This is a genomic window from Hymenobacter defluvii (genome assembly GCF_017589435.1).
GTDB classification, from domain to species: domain Bacteria; phylum Bacteroidota; class Bacteroidia; order Cytophagales; family Hymenobacteraceae; genus Hymenobacter; species Hymenobacter profundi.
In genome coordinates this window covers 221,550-234,273 of the sequence record NZ_JAGETX010000006.1, presented here as the reverse complement: position 1 = coordinate 234,273, position 12,724 = coordinate 221,550, and the positions used below count along the sequence as shown (strand labels likewise).

The window sequence follows — 12,724 nt, the reverse complement described above, 5'->3', positions numbered from 1 at the left end:
TTATACGGGTTTACCGTGTAACATTCGGGTATTCCTCGCCATCGAATACCGGCGTGAGGTTACCTGACTCTTCTTCCGTGAACATGCGCGAGCGAATCAGGAACCGCACGCCCAGCGGAATTTCCAGCGAAAAGCTGGCGCCCCTACCCTTCACCACATCTACCGTAAGTTGGGTATGTTTCCAATACTCGAACTGGCTGGCCGACATAAAAAAGTCGCAGTCGTGTATGCGGCCCAGCCACACGTCGTTGGTTCCTACCCGAAACTCGCCCGCTGCAAAGCACATCGGCGAAGAGCCGTCGCAGCAGCCGCCACTCTGATGAAACATCAGCGGGCCGTGCTCGTCGCGCAGCAAGTCGATGGTGGCTTCGGCGGCGGGAGTAACGAGGACGCGGGCGGTAGGCATGGGTAGGAAGTAAGGTAGGAGCAAAGGCTACTTGGTTTTGCGAGCGTAGGTATACACGGCGCCCGTACGCTGCTCGCGCACCAGCACCAGCTTATCCGGCGCCATTTCGTCGGGCCGGCTCACCCACTCGTAGGCGAGTTGGTGCTTCGCATCCCACACGCGGCGGTGGTTGCCGGCGCTGGAAATACTTTTTTGCAGGCTATTCGGCATATGGTCGGTGGCAGGAGGCGGCACGGTGGCAATACCGGCACTGGTTTGCGCTACCACTTTCTGAAGCTTCCAATCAGGGTTTTGCTGATGAGGCGCTGGTAGCAATTGCGCTTGCGCCGCCGAAACCGTGCTGATGACAGTGAGAATACTTAGTAAGGATTTCATAGGGAGGTGTATAGTATATTGATATGTTAGAGACGCAACTCACTGTGAAAAAGATGCTTGTTTGCGAAAACGTCTGTCATCCTGAGCTTGCGAAGGACCTTCTCACGCATGAACAATGCACGACTAATAGCAATTGAGTCTGTTTTGAATAAGCTAAGGCAATTAAAGGACATTTTGCTGTCAATAAACAACTCTATACTTTTAATTAAGTATATTTAATTATTCATCATTAGTATCTGAACCTCAAATGTTTCGACTATGAAAAGCATCATCTTATTCCTACTCACAACATTGCTTCTGACCGCTAGTAGTTTTACAGGTCCAAAAGCGCCAACAACAGAATCTTCAAGAATTGAAGTTATATTCAATCGGCAACTCACCTTTGATGATGTTGTTCAAATCAAACAACGTTTACTATTAAGAGGCATCACATTGAGATACAACAAGCTCTCATTTGACGATAATGGCAAGCTTACCGCTATCGATTTTCATGTGGATTGCAACGATGGTATCTCTGGTAGTGCAGAAGAAAGCAACCTTACTGATGATACTCGTATGGGTTTTTACCGTGATTATTCCAAAACGGCTAAGATTAAATTTGCCACTGGTAATTTTAAAGGCAGGCTTTGACACAAATCAAATAGTCCACTATCTACTAAAAAGAGCACCGGCAGTTTAAATTGCCAGTGCTCTTCTGCTTTAAACCATTACTAAAAGAATCCCAGCTTCTGCTGGCTATAGCTGATCAGCATATTCTTGGTCTGGCGGTAGTGCTCCAGCATCATTTTGTGGTTCTCGCGGCCAAAACCCGACTTCTTGTAGCCGCCAAACGGTGCGCCGGCGGGGTAATCGTGGTAGCAGTTCACCCACACGCGGCCGGCCTGAATGGCGCGGGGCACCTGGTATAGCTCGTGCGCGTCGCGGGTCCAGACGCCGGCGCCGAGGCCGTAAAGCGTGTCGTTGGCTATTTCGATGGCTTCGTCTACCGTTTTGAAGGTAGTAACGGCCAGTACTGGCCCGAAGATCTCCTCCTGGAAAATCCGCATTTTGTTGTGGCCGCGGAACACCGTGGGCTGAATGTAGTAGCCTTCGGCCAGGGCGCCATCTTCCTGATGGTAGGCGTCGCCGCCGGTTAGTACCTCGGCGCCTTCGTCCTTCCCGATTTCCAGATAGCTCAGGATTTTCTCGAACTGGTCGTTGCTGGCCTGGGCGCCCATCATGGTTTCCTTGTCCAAGGGGTTGCCGAGCTTGATGGCCTTCACACGCTCAATTACGCGGGCAATAAATTCGTCGTAGATGTCTTCCTGCACCAGCATCCGCGAGGGGCACGTGCAGATTTCGCCTTGGTTGAGGGCAAACATCACGGCGCCTTCAATGGCTTTGTCGAGGAAGTCGTCGTCGGCGTCCATCACGCTCTTAAAGAAGACGTTCGGCGACTTGCCGCCCAGCTCCATCGTCACGGGAATGATGTTCTCCGATGCGTACTGCATAATTAGGCGGCCCGTGGTGGTTTCGCCCGTAAACGACACCTTCTGGATGCGCGGCGACGAGGCCAGCGGCTTGCCGGCTTCCAGCCCGAAGCCGTTCACCACGTTCACTACCCCGGCTGGCAGCAAGTCCTGAATCAGCTCCATGAGCACCATAATGCTGGCGGGCGTTTGCTCGGCGGGCTTCATCACCACGCAGCAGCCGGCGGCCAGGGCAGGCGCCAGCTTCCAGGTGGCCATCAGCAGCGGGAAGTTCCAGGGAATAATCTGCCCTACCACGCCCAGCGGCTCGTTGATATTCAGCGACAATGTGTTTTCGTTCAGCTCGGTGGCGCTACCTTCTTCGGCCCGAATGACACTGCCGAAGTAGCGGAAGTGGTCTACCACCAGGGGTAGGTCGGCGTTGAGGGTTTCGCGGATGGCTTTGCCGTTTTCCACGCACTCCACGGCGGCCAGGTGCTCCAGGTTTTCCTCGATGCGGTCGGCAATTTTAAGCAGCATGTTGCTGCGGTTGGTAGCCGACGCATTTTTCCAGGTTTTGAAAGCTTCGTGGGCGGCATCCAGGGCCAACTCAATGTCCTCTTTGGTGGAGCGGGCTACCTTGGTAAAGGCCTTGCCATCAATAGGCGACGGGTTATCGAAATACTGCCCTTTGGTGGGCGCTACCCACTTGCCGCCAATGAAGTTGTCGTAATGGTCTTTGAAGGTAGGACGCTCCACCAGCGTGGTGGTTTTTTCCATCGTTTCCATAAAAGCGGGAGTTTTAGAGTGTGTTCGGATAGGGGCAAGCTACTTTTTACTCTGCCGAAAAAGATGTACTATTCTCGCAGTAAAGCGTTCTATTGTCGCAAGTTGCCTTAATCTTGTGGTTCAGCATGCGTATTTCTGCAAACGATTTCTGTACGCTGCACCAGAAGCACTTGAAACCACTCTTTTGCTCCACCCATCTGCTCTTTCACCATGTCCTACCCTACCCTGTCGTACCCGCTCCACACCCACGAGCAGCTGACTACGCTGGTCGAAAACCGCACAGTGTATTCGCTGGATGCTTTCGAGCTGAACGTGTTTGAAACCCACCGCGTGGCTGAGCAGGTACCTCTAAGCATGGGCCATCTGGTGCTCACGACCATGCTGCGCGGCAAGAAGGTGATGCACCTGCCCGGTCGCCCAGCGTTCGACTACCTCCCCGGCGAATCGGTGCTGGTGGGCGAAAACCAAACGATGGTCATCGACTTCCCGGAGGCCACCGACGAGGCGCCTACCCAGTGCCTGGCCGTGGCCATTCCCACCGAAACCATCCAGCAAACCGTTGATTTGCTGAACGAGGAATATCCGCACGCCGAGGCCCACCTCCCCTGGCACCTTGATACCGCCGAGCACGCCCACCTCACCAACACGCCGGAACTGACGGGCACCCTGGAGCGCCTCGTGCAGCTCTCCCGCGATACGGGCCGCGTGAAGGACGTACTGGCTAACTTCACTATTCAGGAAATGCTGGTGCGCCTGATGCAGACCCAGGCCCGGCAGCTGCTCTTTCAAAACTACGCCCGGCACGCTACCTCACACCGCTTTGCAGCCGTGGTACAATACATCAAGCAGCACCTCGCCGACAAGCTCACCATCGACAAGCTCAGCAACCTGGCGTGCATGAGCAAGGCTACGTTTTTCCGGGTGTTTCGGCAGGAGCTGGGCATCACGCCCGTAGAATACATCAACCAGGAGCGCCTGGCCGAAGCCAAACGCCTGCTGCGCCAACCCCTTGCCTCGGTGGCCGATGTGTGCTACCGGGTAGGCTTCACCAGCACGGCCTATTTTCAGCGGCTGTTTAAGCAAACCGAAGGCCTCACGCCGGGCGCCTACCGCAAACGCTGCCTCTGAAACGTGCCGTCACAACCATTGCCGGCGCTTGGTAGTTAGTAAACCTAACCCGGTTGTTCGGGTGCGTTTTGCTCTTGCGTTATGCCTACTTCGCCGGCCGCTGTGCCGCTTGCTGTTGCCGCTCCTGATCGGCCTGTTCCTACTACCCAGCCACCCATTGCACCGGCGTTGGTGTGGCTCATGGCCATTACCTGCGGACTGGTGGTGGCCAACCTCTACTACAATCAGCCCCTGCTGGTCGAAATCAGCGACACGTTTAGTATTACGGAGGGTAGGGCCAGCCTGGTAGCCACGGCCACGCAGGTAGGCTACACGCTGGGCCTACTCTTCATGGTGCCGCTCGGCGACAAGCTGGAACAGAAAAAGCTGATTATCCTGCAATTGCTGGGCGCAGCGGCCTGCTTAGTGGTGGTGGCTGTGGCGCCTACCTTTGGTATTTTGCTTACTGCCAGCTTGCTTACCGGCTTGTTTTCCTCGGTGCCGCAATTGTTGATGCCACTGGCTGCTCACCTCGCTAACGATCAGGAGCGTGGCCGGGTAGTGGGTAAGGTAATGAGCGGCTTGCTGATTGGTATTTTGCTTTCGCGCACCATCAGCGGCTATGTGGGGGCGCATTTTGGGTGGCGCACCATGTTCTGGGCAGCCGCGGCTACCATGGTGGTGCTCAGCGGCATCCTGCTTTTGATGCTGCCCCGGCATCAGCCGCTGTTCAGCGGCAGCTACAAAGAGCTGCTCCGCTCCTTGGGCAACCTCACCCGCGAGCAGCCGCTGCTGCGGCGCTCGGCGCTGGTAGGCGCCTGCATGTTTGCGGGCTTTAGTGCGTTCTGGACTACCCTCGTGTTCTTTCTCGAAAGTCCTGCCTACGGCTACCACAGCGACACGGCCGGTCTGTTTGGTTTGATTGGGGCGTCGGGTGCGCTGGCTGCGCCGCTGGCTGGCAAATCAGCCGATAAGCGCGGTGCCGAATACGCCTTGGGCGGTGGTATTTTGCTGTTTCTGGGCGCCTACGTGTTGCTAGCGCTGGGCGGGCACTACCTCATCGGGCTGATTATCGGGGTAGTCGTTCTCGACGTTGGCCAGCAGCTCACGCACATTTCCAACCAGTCGCAGGTGTTTGCGCTGGTGCCCGAGGCCCGCAGTCGCCTCAACACGGTGTATATGACGGCCTCCTTTATCGGCGCTTCAATAGGCTCCTACGCCGGCGGGCTGGCCTGGACGGCCTTCAGCTGGCCGGGCGTATGCGGGGTAGGGCTGGTATTTGTTGGCACAGCCTGGCTGGTTAATCGGTTCTACGGGCGGTAGGAAGGGTGTCATCCTGAGCTTGCGAAGTACCTTATTATGCTGAAACGATTTGTTATTATACCTGTCGCTCATACGTAATAAGGTCCTTCGCAAGCTCAGGATGACACCCTTCTTAACTCTCCTCGCCCCTTGCCCTCCTCAACTCTCTCACCATTGCGCCTCCGGATGACGGTGCACGTAGGCGGCTACCTCGTAGATCAACCCGGCGTGGCCGGTGTCTAGCAGCACCGTGCGGGCGTTGGTGAGGGTGGCTATAAACTGCTGCAAGCCCGCGTGCGGAATCACCTGATCGTGACGACCTAGAAAGAACGTAACGGGGGTAGGGCGTTTGTTTAGCAGCCGGGCCAGTGCTTTCAGCGAGAACGTAAGCTTGCGAAACCCTACCCAACTACGGTAGATACGCAGGCGTTTCTCGCGGCTATCCAACTGCCATTCGGCAAAGCGCACCAAACCGGCGTCTACCAAGCGCCGCTGCCGCAACGAATCGATGAAGCCTAGCAGGCGCTGCGGGCGCAGCACGGTGCGGCCCAGCAGGTTGCGCATAAACGGCGGAGTGGTAGCCAGTGAATACCAGAACTGCCGTTGCAAGCCATCGGGCGCGAGTAGCCAGAGCTGCTCTACCTTCTCAGGGAAACGCTCGGCGGCGGTGAGGGCGAACTTGGCGCCCATGCTAAACGCCAGCAGACCGAACGTGTCAATTTGCTGCTCGCGCAGGAAATCCGCCAGCAACTCACCCAGACGTTGTTTGGTGAGGGGGGCATCGGTGCGGCTGAGGCGGCTCTGGCCGTGGTAGAACAAGTCGAACGCGTACACGCTCACCCGCTGCTCGCCCAGCACCGATACCAGGCTGCGCCAGTGACCGTGGCCCTGCCCGTACCCATGAAACGCCAGTACCACCCGCGGCCCGGAGCCATAGCGCTGGAAATGAAGTGTGGTTTTCAAGTATCGTATTCTAATGAGAAAATAGCCCTTTAGAACACGGCGGCGCGTCAATACGTGCCCGTTTATCCTACCCTAGCATCATTGGACTCACCTTCGCGCGGCACTGGCACCCCTCGGATGCTGGACACCCCACCCGACACGATAAACTTCATGGCCTCACTACTAGAAATATTCAGGTACGTAATACTCTCCACAGGCACCAGTTGTAACTCACCCGAGAAATTGTAAGAATGTGGGTAATACACGGCTACCAGATGCGGTTGGTCAAGGGCCACAATGTTCTCCTGGGTGGCAAAGCCCATACGGTAGGCGGGCAGCTCGGCATTGATGCGCACCAGCACCGGCCGGTTAAACTTCTGATTATCGCCCACAAAAGCCGCAAACAGATCCTTGATACTGGAATAAATGATGCCCACCAGTGGCATGCGGTGCAGCATCCGTTGCGTAATCGTCAGCCAAGGGCGTACTAGAAAGCTGGTTGCCAGAAAACCTATGCTGGTTATCAACGCGGCCAACAGCAGCAGCCCCAGTCCTGGCACACCTTCCACATAAAACAGGTGGTCGAGCCAGGTGAAGGCGGCTATCAGAATATAAATGGTAAGGGCAATGGGCGCTACTACCAGCAGCCCGCTCAGAAAATAGTTCGGAAGGTTACGCATGCAACAGAATCAGCATTTACTTCTGAGGGTAGGGCGCAAATCATGCCACACCCCCTACCCTAACATGACAAATGCCCGGCTGGTAGGGCACCGGCCGGGCATTTGCTTGAATGTATGATGTATCGCTATTCGCTGGCGGGTGGCTTACACAAGCTCCCCAATCTGAGCAATGCGGTCAGCAACCTGCTGCATCAGCCACATGGGCGTGCTGGTGGCCCCGCAAATCCCTACCGATTGCGCGTCCTGGAACCACTCGTCCTGCAAGTCTTCCTCGTTCTCCACGAAGTAGCTGCGCGGGTTGGTTTTGTTCACGACACTAAACAGAGCCTTGCCATTGGAGCTTTTACGGCCGCTCACGAACACAATCACGTCGTGCTGAGTGGCAAACTTAGCTAAAGCCGGCTCGCGGTTGCTCACCTGGCGGCAAATGCTGTCGTTGGCGTCGAAGGTAGCTACATCGACACCGGCGGCGGCAATGCGCTCCTCAATTACCTGCTTCATGTGGTAGAAGCCGGCCGTGCTCTTGGTGGTCTGGCTGAACAGCGTGACGGGGCGCGAAAAGTCTACTTGGTCCAGGTCGGCCTCATTCATCACGATGATGGCTTGGTTGCCGGTCTGGCCGGCTAGGCCCGCTACCTCAGCGTGGCCGGGCTGCCCGTAAATGACGATTTGTCCTTGCTGGCGGTTGCTGATGTCGAAGGCGTGCTTCACGCGGTTTTGCAGCTTCAATACCACCGGGCAAGAGGCGTCAATCAGCTCCAGATTGTTCTGCATGGCCAGCTGATAGGTTTCCGGCGGCTCGCCGTGCGCCCGAATCAGCACCTTGCAATCGTGGAGCGTGCCCAGCTGCTCGCGGTCGATGATGCGCAGGCCTAGTGCGTGCAGACGCTCCACCTCCATCCGATTGTGCACAATATCGCCTAGGCAATACAGGGTTTCCTCGTGCGCCAGCTCATCCTCGGCCATCTGAATGGCGAATTCAACGCCGAAGCAGTAGCCCGAATTTTTGTCGATGGTGATGTTCATAGCTTTTTGATCTGCAAACAGAGCGCCAAATGCCAATCGGCTGCGCAATTTTACTTATATAACCGCTTAGCTGCCATTCCGTTCACTGCCGGCCGCCATAGGCGCAAACAACGCTGCTGAGGCCCGTTCCAGCACAAAGTCTACCTGCTCGTCGATGGTCATGTGCGAGGTATCGAGCAGCACGGCATCGGAGGCGCGGCGCAGGGGGCTTTCGGCGCGGGTGGAGTCGATGTGGTCGCGTTTTTCTAGGTTGTCGATGATATCGGCCAGCTCTACTACCTCGTTTTTCACGGCCAGCTCCTCCTGCCGGCGCAGGGCGCGGGTGTGGGTGTCGGCGGTCATAAAAATCTTGACCTCCGCATCCGGAAACACGGTGGTACCAATGTCGCGACCGTCCATTACGATGCCGCGCTTGCGGCCCATCTGCTGCTGCTGCCGCACCAGGGCGTGGCGCACGGCCGGAATCACAGATACTTCGCTTACGGAGTTGGAGATGCGCATCTGCCGGATTTCGTCTTCGCGCACGTGCCCGTCGAGGCAGAGTTCGTTGCGGCCCGTTTTGCGGTTGCGCTTAAAAGAAATCTGCATCTGGTGCAGGGCTTCCTCTACACGCGGCAGGTCGTCGAAAGCAATCTGGTGCTCCAGCAGGTAGAGCGTCACGGCCCGGTACATAGCCCCGGTGTCGATATACGCGTAGCCTAGCTCGGCAGCTACAGCCTTGGCCGTGGTGCTCTTGCCACAGGAGGAGTGACCATCGATGGCAATAACGAGCTGGCGCATGGCGAAGGGGCTAGGCGAAGGAGGAGTGTCCACTAAATCCAGTTTTTACGACGTTGAGCAGCTTGCAGATGCGCGGGCACCTGGGCAAAAAATACGGCCACCGACTCGGGCAGCCCGTGCGCCAACTGTTGCGCCACGCGGTAGAAAGGGTTGAAAAAACTCTTGCCCCCAATGCCTACCCCCGTGGTATTGTCGAGGCCGGCGGCCCACTCGCCCTGGTAGGTATGCACCAGGCACTGCCCCAGAAAACAGCCCAGCGCCATTACCACGCCCTCCTGCTCGGCGGGCTTGATGGTAGCGCGCTGCTCCTCGATAAAAGCAGCTAGTCGGTCCACGGCGGCCGCATCATAGGCGTTCAAGCGCAACTGTTGCCGCACAGCCTCGGCGGCACGGTGGAGAGAGGCAAGGGGCGATTCGGCTTCGGGCATGGCGTACAAAAGTACGAAGCTCCTCGGAAGTGGCCGCCCTGCGCAGTAGTTTATTGCCGAGGCGCCGCCGATTGTGCCTGTTGCCACTGCTGGTATTGCTCTAAAACGGCCGCTGCGTCGCGGCGGCGGTAGGCGCGGGCTTGCAGGCGCTTGGCCAGTTCCGGATCATCTCCCACCACACTCAGCATCTGCCGGCTGAACGCGGCGCGGTTGCTGCGCAGCTTCACTACGGCTCCATCGGGGCGGCGCAGCCACCATTGCGTGCCCAACAACTGCCACACAAAGCCCGCTTCCATGTCCTGGTATTGGTATAGCCCCATTTTACTTCCTGCGAATAATTCCTGCGCAAAAAAGCGTCCTACCCCACCGTACGTGGCATCGGGCAATACCACGCGGATTACCTCGGTGGGTAGGTAGGAAATGGCTTGTTGGTACTCATTGACGAGGTAGACGCGTTCGGTCTTTAGCTGGTGAAGCTGGCCATCGTGCCACTGGCGGTCGGCAGTTTGGTAGCGCACCGACTGGCTATGCCGCACGTTGGAAATAGTGCCGGGCAGCACGTTCGGGTACATCGTGCGCCGGGCCGGCTCCTCGGGCCGGAGCTGGGCGACGACGGGTAGGGATAGAAAGAGTAACAGAGCAGTACTAATATCTTTTATCTTCATCATCCGATTCTATTTGTAAGCAATGTGCCGATGCTGCGGGATATAATTTCCTGCAACATCGGCACATTTTATTATACGTTTATCGGCCTCTCTTGCTATTCAGCTTTGAAGATGACGTTTGGAGGGGTCAGTTTCCAACGGGCGTAGGCCTCTAGCATGTCCCGCATTTTATCTGGTCCTAATCTGCCTGCTTCCAATTGCATCACCAACCCTGGATGGTCGCTAAACAGGCGGAGCATCATTTCTTGAAACTCTTTGTATTTCGTGGGCACCACCTGAATCGATTGCCCTGGCAGCTCAAGTAACTGATATGCCGTGCCGTAGCCCACAGCCGCAGGCCGAATATATTCCGAAAGCCTATAGCCGCCTTGTCTGAATACCTGTCTTACAAAGCTGTTCGCGTGGTATTCCTCTTTTCGCGGAATCGTAAAATTGCTTGCTACGCGCATTGTGTCGCCGGTGATGCCTGCCAAGGTGTAGCACACTACTTCACCAGCCTGATAGGACGTTACGGATTTATCCTTTTTATCAAGGCTTTTCACCGTAATCTGCTCTTTATCAGGCAATATTCGCCCTTCGTGCCAGCTACCATCCCGTAATTGATACCAGCCTTTGCTGTAGCTAGGACCCGTGTTGCCATACATCATGGGTGGCATAGCGGGCGCAGGCATACGGGGTGGTGCGTAGGTAGGAAATTGAGCATGCGCGTGCTGCCCATACAAGCAAAGACCAACGAACAGGTATACGCTACCGAGTAAAGCTTTTTTCATATAGAAAATAACGTTTAGCTCGGTGTATCAAATAATAGTCCAATCAATTACTCTCGCACGGGCACGGAATCTTGCCCTTTGACCGGTGCTTATACGCGGCCGTCTTTTTGGCCAGCGAGGAACGGTGGGCACAGCCCGAAGTCAGGAGGCCAGAGCCCATGAGCAGCGCTGCCAGCGCCAGAGTTGCAATCTTTTTCACGCCTGAGGAAGTTTACTCAAATATAAAGTTCTTTGCCCGGCCGCCCGTTGGGTAGGCTTTTCTCCGCCTCCATTCTACTTATGGCTTCTTCTTTCACACGCACGGCCAACGTCGTCGACTTATTCGCCAACACCATATACCCTGCCATAATTCACGTGGTAGCAGGTCGTATTAACCGCCTGGAGCCTACGGGCGCCGCGCCCGATCCGGCCCTACCCTACGCTCTACCGGGCTTTGTCGATGCCCACGTGCACGTGGAAAGCTCCTTGCTGGTACCGTCGGAGTTTGCCCGCTTGGCCGTAACGCACGGCACAGTGGCTACTGTATCAGACCCGCACGAGATTGGCAATGTACTGGGGGTAGGCGGTGTGGAATACATGCTCGAAAACGGCCGGCAGGTGCCGTTCAAATTCTGCTTTGGGGCGCCCTCCTGCGTGCCGGCCACGCCGTTCGAGACGGCCGGGGCCGTTATTTCGGCCGCCGATATTGAGCAGCTTTTTCAGCAATACCCCGAAATCGGCTATCTGGCCGAAATGATGAACTGGCCCGGCGTGCTCAACCGCGACGCCGACGTGATGGAGAAAATCAGGCTGGCGCAGCAGTACAACCGCCCCGTAGATGGTCACGCGCCCGGCCTCACCGGCGCCGATGCCCTGCGCTATGCTCAGGCCGGCATCAGCACCGACCATGAGTGCTTTATGGCCGGCGAGGCGCTAGACAAGCTGCAAGCCGGTATGAAAGTACTGATTCGGGAGGGTTCGGCGGCCCGCAACTTCGAGGCGCTCATCGACCTGCTGCCCGAGCACTACGAAAACATGATGTTCTGCTCCGACGACAAGCACCCCGATACGCTGGTGCTGGGCCACATCAACCAGCTGGTACAGCGGGCCGTGGCGCGCGGTCAGGAGGTGCTGAAAGTGCTGCGCGTAGCCTGCCGCAACCCCGTGGAACATTACCGCCTACCCGTGGGCCTGCTGCGCGAAGGCGACATCGCTGACTTCATTGTGGTAGATAACCTCCAGGATTTTACGGTACAACAAACTTACCTCAACGGTGAGCTGGTAGCCGAAAACGGCCGCACGCTGATTCCGACCGTGCCAGTGGAGGTCATCAACAACTTTGTGGCACACCTGGTGCAGGCCCAGGATTTCCGGCTACCCGCGCCTACCCCGCAGCCTACCCTCCGGGTGATGGAATGCTTCGATGGGCAGCTTATCACCGCCCGCCACGATGTGCCCGCTCGCGTCGAGAACGGCTTGGTGGTACCTGATGTAACGCAGGATATTCTCAAGCTCACGGTAGTGAACCGCTATACCGCGGCGCCGCCTGCGGTGGCATTTATCAAAGGCTTCGGGTTGAAGCATGGCGCCCTGGCCAGCAGCGTGGGCCACGACTCCCACAACATCACGGCCATCGGCTGCGACGATGAGAACTTGGCCCGCGCCGTGCAGCTGGTAATGGAGGCAAAAGGTGGTTTGGCGGCCGTCGGGCCCGATGGGCAGGAACTCCTGCTCCCCCTACCCGTAGCCGGCCTCATGTCGGACCTGGACGGCTACGCGGTGGCCGCCGCCTACGCCGCCGTAGATGCGCTGGCGAAGGAACTAGGTTCCACGCTGCAAGCACCCTTTATGACGCTTTCCTTTATGGCCTTGTTGGTTATCCCAAGCCTAAAGCTGAGCGACAAAGGATTGTTTGACGGCGAGGCGTTCCAGTTTGTGGAGGCGGTGGTGTAGAGGAAGGAAAGTGAAAAAGCGTGTCATCCTGAGCGGAGCGAAGGACCTTCTCACGTTGAACGAGTCGTTGTTAC

The 12,724-nt window shown here is 56.9% G+C and carries 14 protein-coding genes; 4 read left to right on the top strand and 10 right to left on the bottom strand.

The features are described from left to right. Window positions 1-10: 10 nt before the first annotated feature. On the bottom strand, window positions 11-406 hold the full coding sequence (locus J4D97_RS12905; RefSeq protein WP_208307919.1) for a DUF779 domain-containing protein: 396 nt from the start codon (window positions 404-406) through the stop codon (window positions 11-13). 27 nt (window positions 407-433) lie between these two features. Continuing rightward, window positions 434-781: a hypothetical protein gene (locus J4D97_RS12900; RefSeq protein WP_208307918.1), complete on the bottom strand. Its 348-nt coding sequence runs from the start codon at window positions 779-781 to the stop codon at window positions 434-436. Window positions 782-1,039: 258 nt separating this feature from the next. Between J4D97_RS12900 and J4D97_RS12895 the strand changes: the two genes are divergently transcribed. Further along, window positions 1,040-1,411: a hypothetical protein gene (locus tag J4D97_RS12895; RefSeq protein ID WP_208307917.1), complete on the top strand. Its 372-nt coding sequence runs from the start codon at window positions 1,040-1,042 to the stop codon at window positions 1,409-1,411. An 80-nt stretch (window positions 1,412-1,491) separates the two neighbouring features. Here J4D97_RS12895 and J4D97_RS12890 read toward each other — a convergent pair whose 3' ends face one another. Further along, a complete protein-coding gene (locus J4D97_RS12890) occupies window positions 1,492-3,018 on the bottom strand; it encodes an aldehyde dehydrogenase family protein (protein WP_208307916.1) in 1,527 nt (508 codons plus the stop codon). Between the two features lie 210 nt (window positions 3,019-3,228). Here J4D97_RS12890 and J4D97_RS12885 point away from each other — a divergent pair, with 210 nt between their 5' ends. Both J4D97_RS12885 and J4D97_RS12880 read left to right on the top strand, forming a co-directional pair. Then, on the top strand, window positions 3,229-4,146 hold the full coding sequence (locus tag J4D97_RS12885; RefSeq protein WP_208307915.1) for an AraC family transcriptional regulator: 918 nt from the start codon (window positions 3,229-3,231) through the stop codon (window positions 4,144-4,146). A gap of 81 nt (window positions 4,147-4,227) precedes the next feature. After that, window positions 4,228-5,448, top strand: coding sequence for an MFS transporter (locus tag J4D97_RS12880; RefSeq protein ID WP_243900286.1), 1,221 nt, complete (start codon window positions 4,228-4,230; stop codon window positions 5,446-5,448). 147 nt (window positions 5,449-5,595) lie between these two features. Here J4D97_RS12880 and J4D97_RS12875 read toward each other — a convergent pair whose 3' ends face one another. The 7 genes from J4D97_RS12875 to J4D97_RS12845 all read right to left on the bottom strand — a co-directional run bounded on the left by J4D97_RS12875 (window position 5,596) and on the right by J4D97_RS12845 (window position 10,718). After that, the gene (locus tag J4D97_RS12875; protein WP_208307914.1) at window positions 5,596-6,390 is read right to left on the bottom strand and encodes an alpha/beta fold hydrolase; all 795 of its coding nucleotides are present in this window, start codon (window positions 6,388-6,390) and stop codon (window positions 5,596-5,598) included. A 62-nt stretch (window positions 6,391-6,452) separates the two neighbouring features. Continuing rightward, window positions 6,453-7,049: a DUF502 domain-containing protein gene (locus J4D97_RS12870; RefSeq protein WP_185282596.1), complete on the bottom strand. Its 597-nt coding sequence runs from the start codon at window positions 7,047-7,049 to the stop codon at window positions 6,453-6,455. Window positions 7,050-7,193: 144 nt separating this feature from the next. Further along, complete coding sequence (locus J4D97_RS12865; RefSeq protein WP_185282595.1) at window positions 7,194-8,075, bottom strand: 4-hydroxy-3-methylbut-2-enyl diphosphate reductase; 882 nt, start codon at window positions 8,073-8,075, stop codon at window positions 7,194-7,196. Window positions 8,076-8,141: 66 nt separating this feature from the next. Continuing rightward, on the bottom strand, window positions 8,142-8,855 hold the full coding sequence (cmk, locus tag J4D97_RS12860) for a (d)CMP kinase (RefSeq protein WP_208307913.1): 714 nt from the start codon (window positions 8,853-8,855) through the stop codon (window positions 8,142-8,144). 32 nt (window positions 8,856-8,887) lie between these two features. Next, the gene (locus J4D97_RS12855) at window positions 8,888-9,283 is read right to left on the bottom strand and encodes a hypothetical protein (protein WP_185282594.1); all 396 of its coding nucleotides are present in this window, start codon (window positions 9,281-9,283) and stop codon (window positions 8,888-8,890) included. A gap of 50 nt (window positions 9,284-9,333) precedes the next feature. Continuing rightward, on the bottom strand, window positions 9,334-9,951 hold the full coding sequence (locus J4D97_RS12850) for a hypothetical protein (RefSeq protein WP_208307912.1): 618 nt from the start codon (window positions 9,949-9,951) through the stop codon (window positions 9,334-9,336). Between the two features lie 92 nt (window positions 9,952-10,043). Further along, window positions 10,044-10,718 (bottom strand): hypothetical protein, encoded by a 675-nt coding sequence (locus J4D97_RS12845; protein WP_208307911.1) that lies wholly within the window; start codon window positions 10,716-10,718, stop codon window positions 10,044-10,046. 279 nt (window positions 10,719-10,997) lie between these two features. Between J4D97_RS12845 and ade the strand changes: the two genes are divergently transcribed. Further along, window positions 10,998-12,650, top strand: a complete 1,653-nt coding sequence (ade, locus tag J4D97_RS12840) for an adenine deaminase (RefSeq protein WP_208307910.1) — start codon at window positions 10,998-11,000, stop codon at window positions 12,648-12,650. The last annotated feature ends 74 nt before the right edge of the window (window positions 12,651-12,724 follow it).

Bases quoted from the DNA above. Each gene is read 5' to 3' on its own strand.
- J4D97_RS12905 (WP_208307919.1), bottom strand. From the start codon at position 406: ATGCCTACCGCCCGCGTCCTCGTTACTCCCGCCGCCGAAGCCACCATC.
- J4D97_RS12900 (WP_208307918.1), bottom strand. From the start codon at position 781: ATGAAATCCTTACTAAGTATTCTCACTGTCATCAGCACGGTTTCGGCG.
- J4D97_RS12895 (WP_208307917.1), top strand. From the start codon at position 1,040: ATGAAAAGCATCATCTTATTCCTACTCACAACATTGCTTCTGACCGCT.
- J4D97_RS12890 (WP_208307916.1), bottom strand. From the start codon at position 3,018: ATGGAAACGATGGAAAAAACCACCACGCTGGTGGAGCGTCCTACCTTC.
- J4D97_RS12885 (WP_208307915.1), top strand. From the start codon at position 3,229: ATGTCCTACCCTACCCTGTCGTACCCGCTCCACACCCACGAGCAGCTG.
- J4D97_RS12880 (WP_243900286.1), top strand. From the start codon at position 4,228: ATGCCTACTTCGCCGGCCGCTGTGCCGCTTGCTGTTGCCGCTCCTGAT.
- J4D97_RS12870 (WP_185282596.1), bottom strand. From the start codon at position 7,049: ATGCGTAACCTTCCGAACTATTTTCTGAGCGGGCTGCTGGTAGTAGCG.
- J4D97_RS12865 (WP_185282595.1), bottom strand. From the start codon at position 8,075: ATGAACATCACCATCGACAAAAATTCGGGCTACTGCTTCGGCGTTGAA.
- cmk (WP_208307913.1), bottom strand. From the start codon at position 8,855: ATGCGCCAGCTCGTTATTGCCATCGATGGTCACTCCTCCTGTGGCAAG.
- J4D97_RS12855 (WP_185282594.1), bottom strand. From the start codon at position 9,283: ATGCCCGAAGCCGAATCGCCCCTTGCCTCTCTCCACCGTGCCGCCGAG.
- J4D97_RS12850 (WP_208307912.1), bottom strand. From the start codon at position 9,951: ATGATGAAGATAAAAGATATTAGTACTGCTCTGTTACTCTTTCTATCC.
- J4D97_RS12845 (WP_208307911.1), bottom strand. From the start codon at position 10,718: ATGAAAAAAGCTTTACTCGGTAGCGTATACCTGTTCGTTGGTCTTTGC.
- ade (WP_208307910.1), top strand. From the start codon at position 10,998: ATGGCTTCTTCTTTCACACGCACGGCCAACGTCGTCGACTTATTCGCC.